This is a genomic window from Streptomyces griseosporeus (assembly GCF_014656055.1).
GTDB lineage: Bacteria > Actinomycetota > Actinomycetes > Streptomycetales > Streptomycetaceae > Streptomyces > Streptomyces griseosporeus.
In genome coordinates, this window is sequence record NZ_BNBR01000001.1 from 1024368 (window position 1) to 1039999 (window position 15632).

General features: G+C 75.5%; 14 protein-coding genes. 7 read left to right on the forward strand and 7 right to left on the reverse strand.

The annotated features are described in order from the left end of the window. Positions 1-11: 11 nt before the first annotated feature. The 6 genes from IE308_RS04485 to IE308_RS04505 are packed head-to-tail and all read right to left on the reverse strand — an operon-like array spanning position 12 to position 6075. The gene (locus IE308_RS04485) at positions 12-1028 is read right to left on the reverse strand and encodes an LLM class F420-dependent oxidoreductase (protein WP_190216661.1); all 1017 of its coding nucleotides are present in this window, start codon (positions 1026-1028) and stop codon (positions 12-14) included. Next, entirely contained in the window at positions 1025-2644 is a 1620-nt protein-coding gene (locus IE308_RS04490) for an ABC transporter substrate-binding protein (RefSeq protein WP_190216662.1), read from the reverse strand. The genes IE308_RS04485 and IE308_RS04490 overlap by 4 nt, the downstream gene beginning before the upstream one ends. 17 nt (positions 2645-2661) lie before the next feature. Beyond that, the gene (locus tag IE308_RS36775) at positions 2662-3525 is read right to left on the reverse strand and encodes an ABC transporter ATP-binding protein (protein ID WP_229908701.1); all 864 of its coding nucleotides are present in this window, start codon (positions 3523-3525) and stop codon (positions 2662-2664) included. Continuing rightward, entirely contained in the window at positions 3522-4295 is a 774-nt protein-coding gene (locus IE308_RS36780; RefSeq protein ID WP_229908702.1) for an ABC transporter ATP-binding protein, read from the reverse strand. The genes IE308_RS36775 and IE308_RS36780 overlap by 4 nt, the downstream gene beginning before the upstream one ends. Next, positions 4292-5128, reverse strand: coding sequence for an ABC transporter permease (locus IE308_RS04500; RefSeq protein WP_190216663.1), 837 nt, complete (start codon positions 5126-5128; stop codon positions 4292-4294). The genes IE308_RS36780 and IE308_RS04500 overlap by 4 nt, the downstream gene beginning before the upstream one ends. After that, on the reverse strand, positions 5125-6075 hold the full coding sequence (locus tag IE308_RS04505; protein ID WP_190216664.1) for an ABC transporter permease: 951 nt from the start codon (positions 6073-6075) through the stop codon (positions 5125-5127). The genes IE308_RS04500 and IE308_RS04505 overlap by 4 nt, the downstream gene beginning before the upstream one ends. 466 nt (positions 6076-6541) lie before the next feature. Between IE308_RS04505 and IE308_RS04510 the strand changes: the two genes are divergently transcribed. The 7 genes from IE308_RS04510 to IE308_RS04540 all read left to right on the forward strand — a co-directional run bounded on the left by IE308_RS04510 (position 6542) and on the right by IE308_RS04540 (position 14127). After that, entirely contained in the window at positions 6542-7345 is an 804-nt protein-coding gene (locus IE308_RS04510) for a response regulator transcription factor (protein ID WP_190216665.1), read from the forward strand. 227 nt (positions 7346-7572) lie between these two features. Further along, positions 7573-8397: a hypothetical protein gene (locus tag IE308_RS04515; RefSeq protein WP_190216666.1), complete on the forward strand. Its 825-nt coding sequence runs from the start codon at positions 7573-7575 to the stop codon at positions 8395-8397. Beyond that, a complete protein-coding gene (gene asnB, locus IE308_RS04520) occupies positions 8397-10217 on the forward strand; it encodes an asparagine synthase (glutamine-hydrolyzing) (RefSeq protein WP_190216667.1) in 1821 nt (606 codons plus the stop codon). Before IE308_RS04515 ends, asnB begins: the two co-directional genes overlap by 1 nt. After that, positions 10214-10762, forward strand: a complete 549-nt coding sequence (locus IE308_RS04525; protein ID WP_190216668.1) for a flavin reductase family protein — start codon at positions 10214-10216, stop codon at positions 10760-10762. The genes asnB and IE308_RS04525 overlap by 4 nt, the downstream gene beginning before the upstream one ends. Next, a complete protein-coding gene (locus IE308_RS04530) occupies positions 10759-12267 on the forward strand; it encodes a 4-hydroxyphenylacetate 3-hydroxylase family protein (RefSeq protein ID WP_190216669.1) in 1509 nt (502 codons plus the stop codon). Before IE308_RS04525 ends, IE308_RS04530 begins: the two co-directional genes overlap by 4 nt. Continuing rightward, positions 12264-13121, forward strand: a complete 858-nt coding sequence (locus IE308_RS04535) for a class I SAM-dependent methyltransferase (protein WP_190216670.1) — start codon at positions 12264-12266, stop codon at positions 13119-13121. The genes IE308_RS04530 and IE308_RS04535 overlap by 4 nt, the downstream gene beginning before the upstream one ends. 130 nt (positions 13122-13251) lie before the next feature. Next, the gene (locus IE308_RS04540) at positions 13252-14127 is read left to right on the forward strand and encodes a helix-turn-helix transcriptional regulator (RefSeq protein ID WP_110633690.1); all 876 of its coding nucleotides are present in this window, start codon (positions 13252-13254) and stop codon (positions 14125-14127) included. A 22-nt stretch (positions 14128-14149) separates the two neighbouring features. Here IE308_RS04540 and IE308_RS04545 read toward each other — a convergent pair whose 3' ends face one another. After that, a complete protein-coding gene (locus tag IE308_RS04545) occupies positions 14150-15424 on the reverse strand; it encodes an MFS transporter (protein WP_190216671.1) in 1275 nt (424 codons plus the stop codon). Positions 15425-15632: the final 208 nt, after the last annotated feature.

The window sequence follows — 15632 nt, forward strand, 5'->3', positions numbered from 1 at the left end:
CCCGGGTGGGGTCAGTGGGCGGCGGCCGGTCCGAGGCGGGCCAGGGTGTCCAGGACGCGGGCCCGGCTGACGAACACCTCGGGGGGCAGGGACACGTACAGTTGGATCGTGGTCACGCCCGGCCGGTGGTAGCGCAGGATGCGCTCCCGGCACTCCTCGGGCGAGCCGCTGATGAACAGCCCGTCGACCACCTCGTCCGGCAGCGCCTTCTGCGCGCCGTCCACGTCCCCGTCGGCCCAGCGCTCGTGGGACTCGCGCAGCAGCTCGCCGTGGCCGAGCCACTCGTGGAACTTGCGGTACGGCTCGCGGTTGAGGATCCAGGCGAGGAACGGGCGGGTGGCGCGGTGCGCGTGGTCGGTGTCCTCGGTGGGACAGACGAACACCTTGACGACGAGTTCCTTGCCGGGCGGCTGCGGTCCGACGGCGTCGAGGATCTTGGCCACGTCCTCGGGGAAGAGCAGGTTGGTGATGGCGCCGTCGCCCTCGCGGAAGCCCAGCCGCAGCATGCCGGGCCGCAGCGCGCCGAGGATGACCTTGACGGGGTCGGCGGGCGGGTGGGGCAGGCGGTAGCCGGTGATGGAGAAGGTGTCGAAGTCGCCCGCGATGTGCTCGCCGCGCAGCGCGCGGGTGACGAACCGCAGGACGTCCCGGGTGCGCTTGTACGGCTCGTCGAACGGGATGCCGTTGATGTCGGTGACGTGCGCGGGCACCGAGGCGCCGATGCCCAGCAGCAGCCTGCCGGGGGCCAGTTGGGCCAGCGTGGCGGCGGTCTGGGCGAGGACGGCCGGGCCGCGGGTGTGCACCGGGACGATGCCGGTGGCGATGCGCAGGCTCGGCGACCAGGCGGCGACGGTGGCGAGCGGGGTGAAGGCGTCGGTGCCGCCGCCTTCGGCACTCCACACGTCGGTGTAGCCGAGGTCGGGCAGCCGCTCGACGAGGAAGCGGTGCCGGTCGATGGTCAGTCCGGGCAGCGGCAGGGTGATGCCCCACTTCGGGGGCGGGCCGGCGGGGGTCGGGGAGAGGGTCATCGGTCCACCCGGACGGTCGTGAGGTCGAGGAACCAGGACTGCGGCTGCACCAGGCCGTGCACCGTCGGCGCCAGCGCCCTCGGGTTGCGGTCGTTGACGACGAACAGCCAGGGCGCGTCCGCCGTGACGAGCTTCAGGGCCTGTGTGTAGGCGGCCTCGCGGGAGGCTCGGTCGGCGTCCGCGCCCGCCTTCGCGAGCAGCTTGTCGACCTCGGGGTTGCTGTAGTGGCCGGTCCAGAAGGGGCTTCCGGTGCCGATGAACAGCGGCAGCAGCGCCTCCGACTGGAAGAGGGTGGTGGACTGGGCGACGGCCTGCGAGCCGCGCGCCACCTCGCCCTTGGCCTCGGCGCCGATGAGGGTGGTCCAGTCGGTGGTGCGGATCTCCGCCTTGATGCCGACGGCGGCGAGGTCGCGCTGGACGGCCTCGGCGATGGGCACCGGCACGAGGTTCCCGGAGCCTCCGGTGGGCACGGTGACGGAGGTGGCGAAGCCGTGCTTGTAGCCGGCCTCGGCGAGCAGCCGGCGGGCCTTCGCGGGGTCGTGACGGTAGGTGTCGTTCGCGGGGTCGTAGGCGAACGTGCCGTGCGGGGCGGCCTGGTGGGCGGGCTCGGCGGTGCCGTGCAGCAGGTTCTCGGCGATGGCCTCGCGGTCGAGCGCGTAGTTGGCGGCCCGCCGGACGCGCGGGTCCTTCCACGGGCCGGCGCCGGTGTCGAGGATCCAGTACCACAGGTGGTCGTAGGCGTTGGTGAGGACGTTGACGCCGTCGGCCTTCAGGGCCGGGATGTCGTCGGGGTTGGGGTACTCGATCCAGTTGACGGCGCCGGAGCGCAGCGCGGCGGTGCGGGCGGCGGCGTCGGGCAGGGCCTTGACGACGAGCTTGTCCAGCTTGGGGGCGCCGCGCCAGTAGCCGTCGAAGCGGGCGAGTTCGATCTGTTCGCCGGCCTTCTGCCGGACGAACTTGAACGGTCCGGTGCCGACGGGGTGTTCGGAGAACTTCGCTGAGCCGGTCCTGCGGACGGCGGTGGGGCTGGCGATGAGGACGTGGGCGAGGTCCTGCGGGAAGTGCCCGTTGGGTTCCTTGGTGACCAGCCGGATCCGGTCGCCGTCGAGCTTGCCGTACTGGGTGATGTCCCCGGCGTACTCGCTCGCGCCCGCGCCGAGCGCGTCGGTGTAGTAGGGGCTCTTCTTGTTCAGGTAGCGGTCGAGGTTGAAGACGACGGCGTCGGCGTCGAAGGCGGTGCCGTCCTGGAACTTCACGCCCTTGCGCAGGGTGAACGTCCATGTCCTCCGGTCCTTGGCGACCGTCCAGGAAGTGGCGAGGGCGCCGGTGATCTCGGAGGGGCCGTCGCTCCTGGACAGGTCGTAGCGGGTCAGGCCCTCGTACAGCTGGAAGCTGACCAGGCGCTTGCCCTCGTAGCCGGCGCCGCCGATCACGGTGTCGGGGTTGGGGAGCTTGCCGGTCGCCCCGATGACGAGGGTGCCGCCGGACGCGGCGCCGCCGGAGCCGCCGTCGGCGGCGGAGCCGGTGCCGCAGCCGGCCACGGCGAGGATCGGCAGCAGCACGGCGGCCAGGGCGCGGTGCCGCCGGGCGGCGGGTGGACGATGGTGGTGCGTCATGGGTTCCTCGTCGTCGGTCAGGGGGCGGACGGTTCACCGACCGGCTCCGGGTCTCCGGGCCGGGTCGGCGTGGGGGGCTCGGGGGCGCGCCGGCGTGCGGGGGCGCCGTCGTCGGCGGCGAGCAGGGCGCGGGTGTAGGGGTGGCGGGGCACTTCCCACAGGGACGCGGCGTCGCCCTCCTCGACGATCCGGCCGTGGCGCAGGACCACGACCCGGTGGGCGAGGCGGCGGACGACGGCCAGGTCGTGGGAGATGAACAGGTAGGCCACGCCCAGGCGTTCCTGGAGGCCGGCGAGGAGGTCGAGGACCTGGGCCTGCACGGTGGTGTCGAGAGCGGAGGTCGGCTCGTCGCAGACGATCAGGTCGGGGCGGGTGGCCAGGGCGCGGGCGACGGCGACGCGCTGCACCTGCCCGCCGGACAGCTCGCGCGGCCGGCGGCGGGCGAGGCCGGGGTCGAGGCCGACCTTGCGGAAGAGGTCGGCGACGCGGTCGGGGCGCTCCCGGCGGGGCGTGCCGTGCAGGCGCAGCGCGAAGGCGACGGCCTCGCCCGCGCGCAGGGCCGGGTTGAGGGAGCCGCGCGGCTGCTGCGGCACGAACTGAAGCCGGGCCCGCACGCGCCGCCCGGCGGTGCCGCGCAGCCGGTGCGGGTCGTGGCCGTCGAACCGTACGGTCCCGGAGTCCGGCGCGAGCAGCCCGAGGGCGAGCCGCGCGAGGGTGGACTTCCCCGAGCCCGACTCCCCCACCAGGCCGACCGTCTCCCCGGCCGCCACGCGCAGGGAGACGCCGTCGAGGGCGAGGGCGTCGCGCCGGTAGCGCTTGGAGACGCGGTCGAGCCGCAGCAGCGCGCCGTCGCCGGGTGCCGCCGCCTCGTCGTGGGTCATCGCGGGCCTCCCGGCCGTGCGGCCACCAGCGCGGCGGCATGGGGGTGTTCGGGCGCGGTCAGCAGGCGCTCCACGGGCCCCGACTCGACGATGCGGCCGGCGTGCATGACCGCCACGCGGTCGGCGACGCGGCGGGCGGCGCCGATGTCGTGGGTGACCAGCAGGACGGACGCGCCGCTCGCGGTGAGCAGGTCGAGGACGCGGGCGCGGACCAGGGCGTCCAGCGCGGTGGTGGGCTCGTCGGCGACCAGCAGGCCGGGGCCGCAGGCGAGGGCGAGCGCGATCGCGGCGCGCTGCCGCTGGCCGCCGGAGAGTTCGTGGGGGTAGGCGCGGGCCGCGCGCTCGGGGTCGGTGAGGCCCGCGGCGTCGAGGAGCCCGGGCACGGCCCGCCGGGCGGCACGGCGGCCGTCGGCGACACGGTGGCGCAGCAGCACCTCGACGAGCTGGGCGCCGATCCGGCGCAGCGGGTCCAGGGCGGCGTCCGGGTCCTGGGGGACGTAGCCGATACGGCGTCCGCGGATGTCGGCGAGGGCGCGTTCACCGAGGGTCGGCAGCTCCGTGCCGGACAGCGCGACACTGCCGGTCACCCGCGCGGTGCGCCCGGGCAGGCCGAGCACGGTGCGGGCGAGGGTGGACTTGCCACTGCCGGACTCGCCCAGCAGCACCAGGACTTCGCCGGGGTGCACGGTCAGCGACACCGAGTCGACGGCGCGCACCGCGCCGTGGGTGACGGTCAGGCCGGTCACGTCGAGGCGTTCCGGGGCGCTCATCGGGCGGCCTCCACGGCCGGCGGGCGGCCGACCTCGTGTCCGCCGCCCGCGCGCCGGCGCAACGCCTCGCCGAGGCAGTTGAAGACGACGGAGACGACGAGGATCGTCACGGCGGGCAGCACGGCCACCTCGGGCCGGGTGAGCAGGCTGGGCCGCAGCTCGTCCAGCATGGCGCCCCACTCGGCGGCGGGCGGCGGCACACCGAGGCCGAGGAAGGACAGCCCGGCGGCGTAGACGACGGCGAGTCCGACGAGGGAGGACGCGTAGACGAGCAGCACGGGCGCGACGACCGGGGCCACCTGCCGTACGGCGACGCTCGCCGCGCCCGCCCCGCTGACCCGGGCCGCCTCCAGGAACGCAGCCGTGCGGATGCGCCGTACCTCGGTGAAGGCGACCCGGGTGACCGCGGGGGTGAGCACGACGGACAGCGAGACGACCGTGGCGAGGAGGCCGGGCCGCAGCACGGTGGCGACGGTGATGGCCAGCAGGACGCCGGGGAAGGCGTAGAGCACGTCGAGGGCGCGCAGCAGCACGTTCTCGGTGGTACGGCCGCCCAGCCCGGCGGCGATGCCGAGGAGCCCGCCGGCGAGGGTGGCGACGACGACCGGCAGGAGCCCGCCGAGCAGGGAGGGGCCCGCGGCGACGAGGAGCCGGCTCAGCACGTCCCGGCCCTGGGTGTCGGTGCCGAGCGGGTGACCCGCGCTGCCCGGGGCCAGCAGCCGCTCGCGCAGGTTCCCGGCGTCCGGGTCGTCGGGGGTGAGCAGGGGCCCGGCGACGGCGAGCAGCAGCAGGGCCGCCGCGGCGTACGCGGACAGGGGCGGGCGGCGGCTCACAGCGCACCCCGCAGCCGGGGGTCGACGAGGGCGTGCGCGGTGTCGACGACGATGTTCACGCCGACGAACGCCACGGCGACGAGCAGCACCCCGCCCTGCACCAGGGGCAGGTCGCGGGCGGTGAGCGCGTCGTAGAGCAGGCGGCCCACGCCGGGCCAGGCGAACAGGGTCTCCACGAAGACCACGCCCTCCAGCAGATAGGCGAGCTGGAGCCCGCCGATGGTCAGCAGGGCCGGGGAGGCGTTGTGCACGCAGTGCCGCAGGACGGCCGCGCGGCGCAGTCCCCGGGCGCGCAGCCCGTCGGCGAGGTCGGAGTGCAGGACGGAGGAGAGCGCCGCGCCGAAGACGCGGGCGGTCAGGCCGAGCGGGACGAGCGCGGCCGCCACCGCGGGCAGCACGAGGTGGTGCAGCTGGTCGGCGGGGCCGCCGCCGGTGAACAGGTCGCGGGTGCCGCCGGCCGGGAACCAGCGCAGGGCGACGGCGAACACGGCGATCAGCAGCAGCGCGACCGAGTACTGCGGTGCGGAGACGGCGAGCGTGCTCACGGCCCGCCCGGCGCGCGCCCGGCGGCCCTCGGGGCGGCCGGCGCCCAGGGCGCCCAGCAGCGTGCCGCCGGTGATCACCAGCAGGAACGCGGCGCCCGCGAGGAGCAGGGTCTGGCCGAGGGCCGGTCCGAGCAGGTCCGCCACCGGCCGTTGCGCGGAGACCGAGACGCCGAGGTCGCCGTGGAGAGCGTGCCACAGCCAGTGCCCGTAGCGCACCGGCAACGGCTCGCCCAGGCCGAGGCGTTCGGCCAGGCGCTCCCTGGCCTCGGCGGGCGCGCCGGGCCCGAGGAAGGCGGTGACGGGGTCGCCGGGGACCAGGGCGACGGCGGCGAAGACGACGACGGTGACGCCGAGCAGGGTGGGCACGGCGAGCAGCAGGCGCCGCAGCAGATAGCGCCTCATCCGGGGGTCTTCCGTCGCGGACGGGGGTGGGCGGCCATGTGCTCGCTCCTCCTGGACCGGTCGTTCTCGGGTGGTGGTGCGGCAGCAGCGTGCGGGAGGGCAAGCGATCGGAACCAGCCAGGCGTTGATGCTGATACCCCTGGTCATAGGAGCGGTCGTACGGAATACACGCTTCCCTCATACGCGTGTGATCCGGGGCGTGTTGACCCCCGCCAAACGGCCGAATTACGCTGCCGTCATGGTCAAACGGCGAACCGACTTCACGCTGGTCGGTATCGGCGGCTCGTGGCACCGCAGGTGTTTCGACGAGTCCTGTCGTCCGTGTGCGGGGCGCTGACCCGACGGACCGTCCGTCCGCGCGCGCCCCTCCGTCTGCTGCAGGCCCACTGCCACCGCCGAGGGGACCACACGTGAAGCCGTACCGCCGTTCCTGCGTCATCTCCCGCTTCATATCGGGGAGTTGGCGATGACGACGCTGACGACCGCCACCGCGTTCGGCGACCCGGGGTCGCTGCACGCCGAGATCGACAACCCGCTCGACCTGATCGCCGGGCACCAGCTGCTGGCCGACGCGGAGGACCGTGCCGCCGGCCGGCCACCCGGCCCCCGCTCGGCGCACGTCACCCGGGTCTTCCTCGCCGAGCGGCACCCCGTGGCCAGCGCCGGTCTGCGCAGTGTCCTGAACGCCGACCCCGGCATGATGGTCGTCGGCAGCTCCGGCGACCCGGTGCGGCTGCCGGACGCGCTGCGCCGGGTCCGCCCGGACGTCGTCCTGCTCGGCCGGGCCGGCACGCTCGCGGAGGACCTGGCCCTGGTGACCCGGCTGCGCGCACCCGACGTGGCGCCCGGGGCGCGGGTGCTGCTGCTGCGCCGGGCCGAGAGCACCGCCGAGGCCAGCCGCATGCTGCTGGCCGGCGCGAGCGGCTGCTTCCCGCTGGACCTGCCCGAGGAGGGCATCATCCGCGCGGTCGGCCTGGCCGGCGCGGGCGGCTCGGTGTTCCTGCCCGCGCCCGCCCCGGCCCGGATCCAGGCGGTGAGCCTGCCGGAGGACGCCGCCGAGCCGTTGCCGCAGCACTGCGGCCTCACCGGCCGGGAGCGGCAGGTCCTCGCCCAGCTCGCCCGCGGGCTGAGCAACGCCGAGATCGGACGGGAACTGGCCCTGGCCGAGGCGACGGTGAAGAAGCACCTCACCAACGCGATGCGCAAGACCGGCCAGTCGGACCGTCTGCGGGCGGCGCTGTACGCCCACCGGCACGGGCTGGCGGGCTGACCCGCGGACCACGCTCCGGCATGGTTCCCTCCTCCGCCCTCCCCCTCCCCCCTGCTCCGAATGCCCCTCACGCGTGCCCCGAGGGGCGACCTTCGGAGCAGTTCCGGGGCTCCGAAGGTCGCCGCCGGTGCCGCCTTTCGGGGCTTCTGACGTGGTCAGCGCGTTCGTAGCGTGGCCGGACACCAGGACCCGACCGGTCCTTGCCCCCACCGCGAAGGAGATCCGAGATGAGCGATGCGCCCGCAGGAGGCATCGCGCGCGGCGGTCCCGACGGGGTCGCGGCCACCACCGAGGACGGCGGCGCCGGCGCCCGGGAGACCGGACGCCTCGTCACCGCCGTCCTCGGCGACGCCCCCGCACCGAGTCCGCTGTCGCCCGAGCGGCTGCGCAACACCTACCGGTCCATGCCGGCGGCCGAGCGGTCGGCGCTGTGGCGGCAGCGGCTGCACGAGGCGGAGTCCGGGCTGACCCGGCTGCTGGCCGCGCGGCCCACCAGCACCCACCTCGCCGACTGGTTCGCCCTCCAGTCGGAGATCTTCGCCGACCTGCCGGACCCCACGACCGGCGGCCCCGAGGACTGGCAGCGCGTGTTCTTCCGCGGCCAGGCCCTGATGGAACGCTTCCTCGTCGCCCGGTTCGGCGAACAGGCGCTGGCCGCCTGGGCGCAGGCCATCGCCGAGGTGCACCGGGGCGTGGAGCCCGACCACGGCCGGGGTGCCGCCGACCCCGTGCACCGCATCGCCCGCCAGGCCGAACTGTACGGCTCCGACTACGAGTTCGACGACGGCATCGACACCGAGGGCGCCACCCGCGCGGCGCTGACCATCACCCACTGCGCGATCTGGGACTACCGGGAGAAGGCCCGCCGCTCCGGCGTCCGCCTCACCCTCGCATCCCCGTGCACGTACTGCACCCGGGCGCTGTCCGCGAACATCCGCGCCAAGGGCTTCGAGCCGTCCCACAGCCTGCGCACCGGGCCCACCGGGCACGGCTGCCGCTGGGAGGCGACCGCCCCGCAGCAGCCCTCCGCCGAGCCGTCCGGGGAGCGGTGATGTGCGGCGTCACCGGCTGGCTCGACTGGGAGACCGATCTGCGCACCCGCGGCCCGGTCGTGGAGGCCATGGCCGAGACCCTCGCCTGCCGTGGCCCCGACGCCTCCGGCACCTGGCTGTCCCGGCACGCGGCCTTCGGCCACCGCCGGCTGTCCGTGATCGACCTGGAGGGCGGCGCGCAGCCGCTCCAGGCCCGCGAGACGGTCCTCACCTACAACGGCGAGCTGTACAACCACGTCGATCTGCGGCGGGAGCTGACCGGGCTCGGCCACACCTTCCGCACCCGTTCCGACACCGAGGTGGTGCTGCGCGCCCACCTGGAGTGGGGCGCCGACGCGCCCCGCCGCTTCAACGGCATCTTCGCCTACGCCCTGTGGGACGGGACCGCGCAGGAACTGCTGCTGGTGCGGGACCACTTGGGCATCAAGCCGCTGTACTGGCACGCCCACCCCACCGGCGTGCTGTTCGGCTCCGAGCCGAAGGCCGTCCTCGCCCACCCGGCGTTCCGCGCCGAGCTGGACGCGGAGGGCATCGCCGAGCTGTTCGCCCTGCCCGCCGCGCCGACGGCCGGGCACGGCCTGTTCCGGGGGCTGCGCGAGGTGCGGCCCGGGCATCTGGTCCGGGTACGGCGGTCGGTGACCCGCGAGTCGCGGTACTGGGAGCTTGTCTCCCGCCCGCACACCGACGACGCGGACACCACCCGGCGGACGGTGCGGGAGCTGCTCGGCGACGCGGTCGAGCGGCAGCTGATGAGCGACGTGCCGCTGTGCACGCTGCTGTCGGGCGGCGTCGACTCCAGCGCCATCACCGCGCTCGCCGCGCGGGCCCGCGAACGCGCCGGGCAGTCCAAGGTGAGCAGCTTCTCCGTGGACTTCCCCGGCAGTGCCGACCGCGCCCCGGACGCCTGGCGCACCGGCGCCGACGCCCCCTTCGTACAGGCCGCCGCCGAGCACATCGGCACCCTGCACACGTCCGTGGTCATCCCCGACGACGATCTGCTGCAGGCCCGGCAGGCGGTGCTGCGTGCCCGGGACCGGCCCGGCTGGGGCGAGATGGACGCCTCGCTGCACCTGCTCTTCAGAGAGGTGCGGCGGCGTTCCACGGTGGCGCTGTCCGGGGAGGCGGCCGACGAGGTGTTCGGCGGCTACCCCTACTTCCACGACCCGGCCGCCCGCGCCGCGGACACCTTCCCCTGGCTGCACGGCCGTACCACCCCGGCCGCGCTGCTGCGTCCGGAGGTGTGGGCGGAGGTCAGGCCCGAGGAGTACACCGCCGAGCAGTACCGGGCCTCGCTGGCCGCGACCCCGGCGCTGCCCGGCGAGTCGGGCGCCGACCGCCGGGTGCGGGAGCTGTTCCACCTGGCGCTGACCCGCTGGCTGCCGCCCCTGCTGGAGCGGGTCGACCGGGTCAGCATGTCGGTCGGCCTGGAGGTGCGGGTGCCGTTCTGCGACCACCGGCTGGTGGAGTACGCGTGGAACGTGCCGTGGGCGCTGAAGGCGCCGGACGGCCGCCCGAAGGGGCTGCTGCGCGACGCCGTGCGGGACCTGCTGCCCGCCGAGGTCGCCGACCGGCCCAAGAGCGGCTACCCGTCCACCCCCGCCGTCCGCTACACCCAGGTCCTCACCGACCGCGCGCACGACCTGCTCGCCGACCCCGCGGCCCCGGTGTTCGACCTGGTCGACCGTGACCTGGTACGCCGGGCCCTGGCCGAGGGCCGCACGCTGCCCTCGCCGCGCACGGCGCCCAACCCCGTGGGCGGCCTGGACCATCTCGTCCAGGTCGACGAGTGGCTGCGGGCCTACCGGGTGGGGCTGCGGTGAGCGCCGCCCGCACCCGCGTGGGTCTCGGCGGCGATCCGGTCGCCGACGCGTTCCGCGACGCCGCCCGCCGCTGGACCACCGGCGTCGCCGTGATCACCGCCCGGCACGGCGAGGAGGTCTTCGCCAAGACCGTCTCCTCCCTGTGCACGCTCTCCCTGGACCCGCTGCTGGTCAGCGTCGCGGTGAACGCCCGCAGCCCGCTGGCCGCCGCGGTCCGCGCCGACGGCCGGTACGCGGTCTCGGTGCTGGCCGGCCACCAGGAGCCGCTGGCCCGGCACTTCGCCGCGCCCGGCGCCGGACGCGCCCTCGGGCTGTTCACGGCGGCCCCCATGCACGTACGGGCCACCGGGGCGCCCGTGCTGGAGGACTGCCTGGCCTGGTTCGACTGCCGACTGCACACGGTGCTGCCCGGCGGCGACCACGCCGTGCTGGTCGGCCGCGTCGCCGCCGCCGACGCCCGCCCTGGCGAACCCCTCGTCTACCACCAGGGCGGCTACCGCTCGCTCGCCCACCCGCCCGCATCCCCGACGGGAGCCCGCACATGACCCTCCTGACCACCTCCGCCGACACCGCCCGGGGCCTGCTCACCGGCGACCGGTACCGCGCGGAGCTCGACGACGGCCGGGAGCTGTACCTGAACGGCGAGCGGGTGGCCGACCCGGCCCGGCACCCCGCCTTCCGCCCGGCCGTGGACGCCCTCGCGGACCTGCTGGACCTCCAGCACGACCCCGCCCACCGGGACCTGCTCACCTACGAGGACCCCGGCAGCGGACGCCGCCTCGCCCGCGCCTACCAGCCGCCGCGCACCCTGGAGGAGCTGCGGCTGCAGCGCCGCAGCGCCGAGTTCTGGCACGCGAACGCCTTGGGGCAGCACGGCCGCTCCCCCGCGTTCATGGCGTCGATCGCCGTCGGCGTCTACGACTTCCGGCACCGTCTGGAGGCGTCCCGGCCGGGCTTCGGCGCCCACGCGGAGGCGTGGTACCGGTACTGCGCCGGCAACGACCTCGTCCTCTCGCACGCCCTCGGCGACCCGCAGATCGACCGCTCCGCCGACCCGGTCGACGACCCCGACCTCGCGCTGCGCGTGCTGGAGGAGAACGACAGGGGCATCGTCGTACGCGGCGCGAAACAGCTCACCACGCTCGCGCCGCTCGCCCACGAGGTGCTGGTGTACCTGTCGGCGTCGTTCACGCAGCGGCGCGGCGAGCAGTTCGTCGTCTGGTTCGCGCTGCCGCTGAACACGCCGGGCCTGGTGACCCTGTGCCGTGAACCCCTCGGTGCGGAACCCTGGGGCCACGCGCACCCGTTGGGGGCGCGGTACGACGAGCAGGACGCCATGCTCTTCTTCGACGACGTCCTCGTGCCGTGGGACCGCGTCTTCCTGCTGCGGGACGCCGACCTGGCCCGGACCGGGCTGGCCCGGATCAACGCCTGGTCGGCGTACATCGGCCACGTCCGCTACCGGGAGCGGCTGCGCACCCTGCTGGCCACGGCCACGCTGGTCGCCGAGAGCATCGGCGTCGACGGGTTCCGCAACGTCCAGGAGGACCTCGGCCGGCTCGCGTCGTACGCCGAGCTGACGGAGTTGTTCCTCGACGCGGCCGAGGCCCGCGCCGCCGTCACGGACGGCGGGCTGCTGGCCCCCGGCGACACGGCCGCGAGCCGCGTGTGGTCGGCCGAGGTCGCCGACAGCGCGGTGGACGTGCTGCGCCGCATCGGCGCCTCCGGGCTGCTCATGCAGCCCACCGAGAACGACCTCGCGCACCCCCGGCTGCGTCCCCTGCTCGACCGGTACATGCGCGGCCGGGGCATCGGCGCCGAGCGCAAGTCCCGGCTGCTGCGGCTGGCCTGGGAGCTGACCGGCGACGGCTTCGGCCAGCGCCAGCACCTGTACGAGCTGGTCCACCGCGGCGACCTCGCCCGCAACCGGATCAACCTGTTCAAGCGGTACGACCAGAGCGACGTACGGCGCCGCCTGGAGGAGTTCGTCGCCGCGCCGCCGCCCTCCCGTACCGCCGTCCCGTCCGTCCCCCGTGAGGAGCACCCGTGACCCTGTCCGACACCGAGGCCCAGGCCCGCACCCTCGGCGGGTACGACGACGCGAGCCGGCTGCGCCAGGTCCACGACCGCGACTGGGTGCTCGACCGGGTGACCGGCGAACCCGGTGTACTGGTCGATCTCGGCAGCGGCATCGGCCAGTTGCTGGAGGCCGCCCTGGAGCGGTTCCCGTCGCTCAGGTCGGCGGTCGGTCTGGAGCGTTCCGCGCACCGCATCGCCGAGGCGACGGCACGGTTGCGCCCGTACGGCGCCCGGGTGGCCCTGCACCCCGCCGACCTGACGGCGCCCGCGCCGCTGCCGTACCGCGCGGACGTGGTGACGATGACGTCGGTGCTGCACTGGCTGTACCCGGTGGAGCACCGGGTGCTGGCCTGGGTGCGGGACCATCTGGCACCCGGCGGCAGTTTCCTGCTGACGACCTATCACCCGGCGCGGGACGAGCACGGCCTGGGCGGCGAGGACGACCTCGTGCGCGCCGCGCTCACCGGTCTGGGCATCCCGCCGGAGGCGGTGCCGGAGCTGCTCGACGACCGCGGGGTGCTGCCCATCGCCACCCGCACCCGCCCGGCGGACGAACTCGGCGAGCTGCTGGCCGGGTTCTTCACCGTCGAGGAGTGGTGGGAGCGGGAAGCGGTGGTCACCGTGCGGGACGCGGCGCAGTACGAGCACTTCCACGCCGCCACGTTCGGCGACTACTACGCGTCCGTGCTGGACCCCGCGCTGCACGCGGAGTTCTACCGGGCCGTGGGCCGCGTCGCCGAGGAACGGCAGCGCACGCTCGGCCGGGTGAGCGCGATGCCGGTACGGCTGTGGCGGCTCACCGCGCGTACCGGGGGCGGCGCCTAGAGTGAACGCGGGTGGGCCGGACGGCAGTTGTCCGCCCGGCCCACCCACCCCGCCCCACCGCACCGCACCGCCCGCACCCGTCCCACCGCACCGCACGCCGTAGGACCGACCAGGCCGAGGAGCCCTCCCCATGTCCACACCCACCCCCGGCCCCAGCGAGGAACTGGGTGCCTTCCTGCGCGCCCACCGCGAGCTGCTCAAGCCCGCCGACGTAGGCCTGACCGCCACGCCGCGGCGGCGCACACCGGGCCTGCGCCGGGAGGAGGTCGCCTCCCTGTCGGGGGTCGGGCTCGCCTGGTACACCTGGCTGGAGCAGGGCCGGGTCACCGCCAGCCGCCAGGTGCTGACCTCGGTGGCCCGGGCGCTGCGGCTGGACGCGGCCGGGCTGCGGCACGCGATGCGGCTGGCCGGCTACCACGAACCGGCGGGGTCCGGCGGCGCTCCGGAGGGGCTGGCCGCGACCGTGCGACCGGTCCTCGACTCCTGGCCGGCCAGCCCGGCGGTGCTGCTCGACCGCCACTTCGACCTGCTGGCCTGGAACACGCCGTGGAGCGCGCTGTGGGGCAGCCCGGAGTCGGTGCCGGCGGACCGGCGCAACCTGATGTGGCTGATGGTCGCCGACCCGCGGCTGCGCACGGTGCTGCACGACTGGGAGCCGCTGGCGATGAACATCTTCCAGCACTTCCGGGCCCAGGCCGGCCCGGCGCTCTCCGACCCGCGCACGGGTGAGGTCTACGCGCGGCTGGAGGAGGACGCGCCGGAGCTCCGCCACTGGTGGGGGTGCCACTCGGTGGCGGAGCTGACGGCCCGTACGGTGACGGTGCGGCCCGCGGGGTCGGCGCCGATGACGCTGTCGCTGTCGTCGTTCCACCCGGTGGACGACCCCTCCGCGCTGATCCTGTTGTTCACGCCGACCACCGAGGAGGACCGGACGCGGATGCTGGCGCTGACCGAGCGTCCGCTGCGGGCGGTGGAGGGGCAGGGCGGCGAGCGGGCGGCGGGCTAAGCCCCTGCCGTCATGGGTGACTTTACGGGCGTACGGCCTCGTCGGCGGCAGGGGCCGGGGCGGTGGCCTCCCCGTCCTGGCCGGTGTCCGCCGCCGCTCGGGTGCCTCGCCGCAGCCCGGCGGTGACGGCGAGCGCGGCGAGCGCCGAGGCCAGGGCCAGGCCCGCCCCGATGACGAGGGTGCCGGTGCCCGCGTCGTCGAAGGCGCCGACGGCCCAGGCGCCGAGCCCGGTCCCGGCGTACATGGTGGAGGTCAGCCAGGCGCTGGAGGTGGCCCGCAGGTCGGGCGCGGCCGTACCGGCCAGGGTCTGCTGGTCGATGACGAACCCGCCGCTGGCCACGAACCAGACGGTCACGCCGAGCAGCGCGAGCACCAGGCCGGGGCCGGCGGCGGAGAGCGCGATGCCGGCCGCGAGGAGCAGCCCCCACACCGGCAGCAGCGGCAGGTGGTGGCGTCCGGCGGCGCGGGCCCGGTCACCCAGCCGGCCGCCGAGCAGGGAGCCGGCGACGCTGCCCGCGCCGACGAGGACGCCGACGAGGCCGAGCGCGGACACCGTCAGGTCGAACCGGTCGACGAGGACCACGCCGAGGAAGGTGTAGGCGCCGAGGTTGGCCGCGTGGAACGCGGTGTTGACGGCCAGGGCCCTGCGCAGCGCGGGGTGTTTCCACGCGGCGAGGACGGCGCCGAGCGCCCCGCCCGCCGGTGCCGGTGCCGCGGCCGTGGGCACGCCGGTCACCTGGCGCAGCAGCAGCGGTACGGCCGCGGCGGTGCCGATGGCGAGCGCGAGGAACGCCGACCGCCAGCCCGTGGCCCCGGCGAGCAGTCCGCCGAGCGGGACGCCGACGACCTGGCCGCAGGAGAACAGGGCCATGCCGAGGCCGAGGGCGCGGCCGCGCACCCGCTCGGGGGCGGTCTCGGCGATGTGCGCCCAGATGGCCGGGCCGGCCGCGGCGGCGGCGAGCCCGGCGAGGGCCCGGGACACGATCAGCAGGGCGAGGCCGGTCGACAGGGCGGCGGCCGCGTTGGCGAGGAGGAACAGCGCGGTGCCGGCGAGCAGGGTGCGCCGCCGGCCGACGCGGTCGCTGCGCAGGCCCAGGAAGGGCGCGGTGACGGCGTAGACGAGGACGTACGCGGTGACGCTCTGGGCGGCCGCGGACTCGGAGACGTGGATGTCGTCCGCGATGGTCGGCAGCAGCGGGGAGACGAGGAAGGTCTCGGTGCCGAACAGGAACAGGAGCAGGAAGACGCCCGCGTAACGCCATCGGTCGAACGCGGCCTGCGGTCCGCTCGGGCTCACAGGGGATCACTGCCTTTCGGGGGCGGGGTCGGGAAGGCAGGGCTCCGGTGTGCGCACGGCCGCCCTGCCCGCCCATCGTTTCCGCCGCCGCGCCGGGCAGCCAGACAGGCGTTGGTCCTGATACCGCCGGTCACAGGCTGCGGCTTCCGGTCCGATGCCGGGGCTGCCCTGTGCCCGAACGCGGCGAGGCCGTACCGGACTACTCCGG

Excerpts from the sequence above, each read along its gene's own strand:
- IE308_RS04485 (WP_190216661.1), bottom strand. The coding sequence starts at position 1,028 with ATGACCCTCTCCCCGACCCCCGCCGGCCCGCCCCCGAAGTGGGGCATC.
- IE308_RS04490 (WP_190216662.1), bottom strand. The coding sequence starts at position 2,644 with ATGACGCACCACCATCGTCCACCCGCCGCCCGGCGGCACCGCGCCCTG.
- IE308_RS36775 (WP_229908701.1), bottom strand. The coding sequence starts at position 3,525 with ATGACCCACGACGAGGCGGCGGCACCCGGCGACGGCGCGCTGCTGCGG.
- IE308_RS36780 (WP_229908702.1), bottom strand. The coding sequence starts at position 4,295 with ATGAGCGCCCCGGAACGCCTCGACGTGACCGGCCTGACCGTCACCCAC.
- IE308_RS04505 (WP_190216664.1), bottom strand. The coding sequence starts at position 6,075 with ATGAGGCGCTATCTGCTGCGGCGCCTGCTGCTCGCCGTGCCCACCCTG.
- IE308_RS04510 (WP_190216665.1), top strand. The coding sequence starts at position 6,542 with ATGACGACGCTGACGACCGCCACCGCGTTCGGCGACCCGGGGTCGCTG.
- IE308_RS04515 (WP_190216666.1), top strand. The coding sequence starts at position 7,573 with ATGAGCGATGCGCCCGCAGGAGGCATCGCGCGCGGCGGTCCCGACGGG.
- asnB (WP_190216667.1), top strand. The coding sequence starts at position 8,397 with ATGTGCGGCGTCACCGGCTGGCTCGACTGGGAGACCGATCTGCGCACC.
- IE308_RS04530 (WP_190216669.1), top strand. The coding sequence starts at position 10,759 with ATGACCCTCCTGACCACCTCCGCCGACACCGCCCGGGGCCTGCTCACC.
- IE308_RS04540 (WP_110633690.1), top strand. The coding sequence starts at position 13,252 with ATGTCCACACCCACCCCCGGCCCCAGCGAGGAACTGGGTGCCTTCCTG.